Below are 3950 nucleotides of genomic sequence, written 5' to 3' on the forward strand. Positions count from 1 at the left end.
CTACGTGCTGCGGCGGATCATCCGGCGCGCGCTCCGTTACGCGCGCCGCCTCGGCGTCGAGCGGCCGATGCTGTGCGACCTCGTCGGCACGGTGATCCGAGGCTTCGAGGGGATCTATTTCCTGTCCGACGCGGGGGCGCTCGGGTCCCGCATCGCCGACGACCTGCGCGCGGAGGAGGAGCTCTTCGGCCGGACGCTCACGTCGGGGATCGACCGGATCGGCGAGGAAATCGAGGGGATCCGGCGGACCGGCGGGTCGGCGCTCTCGGGCGAGACGGCATTCCGTCTCTACGACACGTACGGCATCCCGCTCGACCTGATCGGCGAGATCGCGCAGGACGAGGGGCTGCAGGTCGACGTGGACGGGTTCGAGCGCGCGATGGACGCCCAGCGCGCCCGATCGCACGCGTCGGCCCGGTTCCAGGCCGCGGACGCGAAGGTGTTCGAGACGCTGCCGCTCCCGGACGCCCACTCGGAGTTCCGCGGGTACCCCGAGCAGGATTTCGTGCGGCTGTCGGGCGCGCGCGTGCTGGCGATCGTCGAGGACGGGGAGCCTTCCGGCCGCCTCTCGGAGGGGGAGTCGGGCGAAGTCGTGACGGATCGCACGGTCTTCTACCCGGAGGGGGGCGGCCAGGTCGGAGACGTCGGGACGTGGAGCTGGCCGGGAGGCGCGGCCGAGGTGACGGACGTGCGCCGTCCGGTCCCGGGGATGATCGCGCACCGCGTCGAGGTCCGGGAGGGGGCGCTCTCGATCGGCGACCCGGTCGACATGGAAGTCGACGAGTGGACGCGGCGGCGGACGCAGGCCAACCACACCGGAACGCACCTCCTGCACGCCGCGCTGCGGAGCGTCCTCGGGGAATCGGCGCGCCAGATGGGCTCGCTCGTCGCCCCGGACCGGCTGCGCTTCGACTACGCGGCCCGCTCGCCGCTCACCCCGGAGCAGATCCGCGAGATCGAGGAGCAGGTCAACCGCGAGGTGCTGCTCGACAAGCCCGTCGCCAAGGAGGTCGTCTCCCGCGACGAGGCGAACGCGAAGGGCGCGATCGCCTTCTTCGGCGAGAAGTACGGCGAGCGGGTGCGGGTCGTGACCGTGCCGGGGTATTCGGTCGAGCTCTGCGGCGGATGCCACGTTCCGACGACGGGAGAGATCGGGGCCTTCAAGATCCTGTCCGACAGGGGACTCGCGGCGGGCGTGCGGCGGATCGAGGCGGTGACCTCGCTCGGGACGGTCGATCTCCTGCGCCGGGACGAGGAGATCCTCTCGGCGCTCTCCCAGCAGGCGAAATCGGAGCGGGAGCGGCTCCCGGAGGTCTTCCGCGGGGCCGAGGAGAAGATCCGCACGCTCGAGAAGGAGCTCGCATCGCTGCGGTTGAAGCTCGCCGCGGCCGGAGGCGGCGCTTCCGCCTCCGCCGCCGACGACGGGGTGCGGGAGGTCGCCGGGGTGAAGGTCTGGACCCGGGAGGCGCGGGGGCTCGCCCCGGGGGAGCTGCGGAACCTCTCCGACGCTCTCAAGGGGAAGTTGAAGTCCGGGGTCGTCGCGGTCGGGGGCGGACAGGAGGGGAAGACGGCGATCATCGTCGCCGTGACCGCCGACCTGACCCCGCGCCTTTCGGCGTCGGACATCGCCGCCCGCATCGGGCCGGCGCTCGGGGGGCGCGGGGGCGGCAAACGCGACCTCGCCCAGGTCGGCGGGAGGGACGAATCGCTCCTCCCGGCGGGGCTCGCGGCCGCCTATTCGGCCGTGGAGGAGCTCCTCGCGGGCTCCTGACCCTTCGATCAGGCCGAAACGGCCGCCGCCGTGGTATCCTCCCTCCGGCTCAGACCGCCCATGAGGAAAACCTTACCGATTCTGCTCGCCTGTGCGGTGTCCTCGTCCGCGTTCGCCGGCGTCCATCTGACGGTGCGTCCCGACGGCACCCGCATGATCTACAACGACGAGGTCGACACGCGGCGGTACAAGCCGATCCAGATGAGCGACGGCTGGCTCGTGAGCCGACGCACGCGGCCGTCGCCGTACGACGACCTGATCCGTTCGGCGGCGGTCGAGCACGCGATGGACCCGGCCCTGCTGAAGTCGGTGATGCTCGTCGAATCGGGCTTCAACCCCGCCGCCCTCTCGCGCAAGGGCGCGCGGGGGCTCATGCAGCTCATGCCCGCGACGGCGCGTCGCTACGGCGTCAGGAACGTCATGGACGTTCGGGACAACATCGCCGGCGGCGCCCGCTATCTCGACTACCTGCTGAATCTCTACCACGGAGATCTCGAGAACGCGCTCGCCGCGTACAACGCCGGCGAGGGCGCCGTCGAGAAATACGGCGGGATCCCGCCTTACGACGAAACGATCCTCTACGTTCACAAGACGCTGACCGCGTACTACGGCAAGCCGTACCTCGGCGGCGGATTCGGCCGGGCCACGACGCAGCGATTCAAGGTCCTCGCGAGCTTCTCGCCCGGAAAGCCGGTCCGAATCGAGCGCGACGCCGACAACCGCGTCGTCCTCACCACGGCCAGCTCCCCGGCGGTCCTGCGCCGGCGGTAGCCGTGGCGCACTCCCGGCGCGAGGCGCCGCCCTTCGACCAGGGGATCTTTCTCCTCCATCGGAACAAGGGGCGCGAAGCGCTGCGCAACGGCAGCGTCGCGACCGCCCGGGCCGAGCTCCAGACGGCGCTTTCCATCCGTCCCGGAGACGAGGACGTCCGCAACCTCCTCTCGGTCGTGTACTTCAAGGCCGGCGAGTTCGAGGAGGCCGAGAAGCTCACGCGGCTCCTGGTCGCCGAGAATCCGGACTCGCCCGTCCTGCGCTCGAACCTCGGCATCATTCACGTCAAGACGGGAGCGCTCGACGAGGCCGAGGCGGAGCTCCGCCGCGCGATCGAGTTGAAGCCCGACCACGCGAAGAGCCATCTCTATCTCGGGTTCGTCTACCGCCAGAAGCGCAAGCTCGGGCTTGCGCTCGAGCATTTCGGGTTCGCCGGCGCGGACCGTCTCGTGGCCGAGCTCCAGGAGGAGCTTCGCCGGTCGAGCCGCGAGAGCGGCGACGTGCGCGCCGCGATGCGGAAAGAGGGGCCGTTGCCGAACGAGAGCACGACGGCGAAACTCGTCATACCGGCCGAATTCCGCTCGCCCGCCGCCGCCGTGCCGAAGGCGCCGCCGCTCGCGGCGGCGCCGGCGGTCCCCGCCCCGCCGGGCCGTCCCGCGCCGGCCGCCCGGCTCTTCCGGATCCGGGACAACGGGACGGTCGAGATCACGTTCGAAGGGGAGGTCCTCGTCCGGCGCGGGACCGTCGCCTCGTACGGCGGCCGGATCGCGTTCGGCCCCGACCCGCGCCTGGCCGGAACCCGGGCCGAGGCTCTCCTGCGCGCCTCCGGGAAAGGGTCGATCTTCCTCGCCGACCGCGGCCGCAAGCCGATGCTGGTCGAGCTCGACGACGAATTCTTCTCGGCGGAGGGGTCCCGGATCCTGGCGATCGGGCCGACGCTCTCGTTCCGATACGAGCCGATCCACGATTTCCCGAGGCGCCGGCGCGTGGACGTGCTGAAGATCTTCGGCAGGGGGGGGCTCGTTCTCTCGCCCGCGCGCGCCAGCTTCTCGATCCCGGTCTCGGGGGAGTTCCCGCTGAACGTCTCCTCGCGCGACCTCGTCGGCTGGTCGGGCAACCTCGTCCCTTCCGTGCTGCCCGACCGCTTCCTCGACGAGGTGATGCTCCCCGACAGCGACGATCCGCCGAAGATCCGTTTCGAGGGGGAGGGCACCGTCTTCACGGAATCGCCCGCGTGAGCGGCGGGCCGGCGGAGTCGAACCGCCGGAAGGCGCTCCGGATCGGGATCCTCGGCTGCGGCTCGGCGCTGCTGATCCTCCTCGTCGTCGGCGCCCTCGTGGGATATTTCGTCGCGAAGCACCCGCGGCAGCTCAGGAGCGCGCTCGGGGGGCTCTTCGACACGCTCGAG

3 protein-coding genes are annotated in these 3950 nt (G+C 71.2%); all 3 read left to right on the plus strand.

The annotated features are described in order from the left end of the window. On the plus strand, positions 1-1771 hold a 1771-nt coding region (locus VKH46_13405; protein HKB71837.1), incomplete at its 5' end, for an alanine--tRNA ligase-related protein. A 60-nt stretch (positions 1772-1831) separates the two neighbouring features. After that, complete coding sequence (locus VKH46_13410; GenBank protein ID HKB71838.1) at positions 1832-2542, plus strand: lytic transglycosylase domain-containing protein; 711 nt, start codon at positions 1832-1834, stop codon at positions 2540-2542. Between the two features lie 2 nt (positions 2543-2544). Beyond that, positions 2545-3780 carry a tetratricopeptide repeat protein gene (locus tag VKH46_13415; protein HKB71839.1) on the plus strand — a complete coding sequence of 412 codons (1236 nt, stop codon included), beginning with the start codon at positions 2545-2547 and terminating at the stop codon, positions 3778-3780. Positions 3781-3950 lie beyond the last annotated feature (170 nt).

This window comes from Thermoanaerobaculia bacterium (assembly GCA_035260525.1).
GTDB lineage: Bacteria > Acidobacteriota > Thermoanaerobaculia > UBA5066 > DATFVB01 > DATFVB01.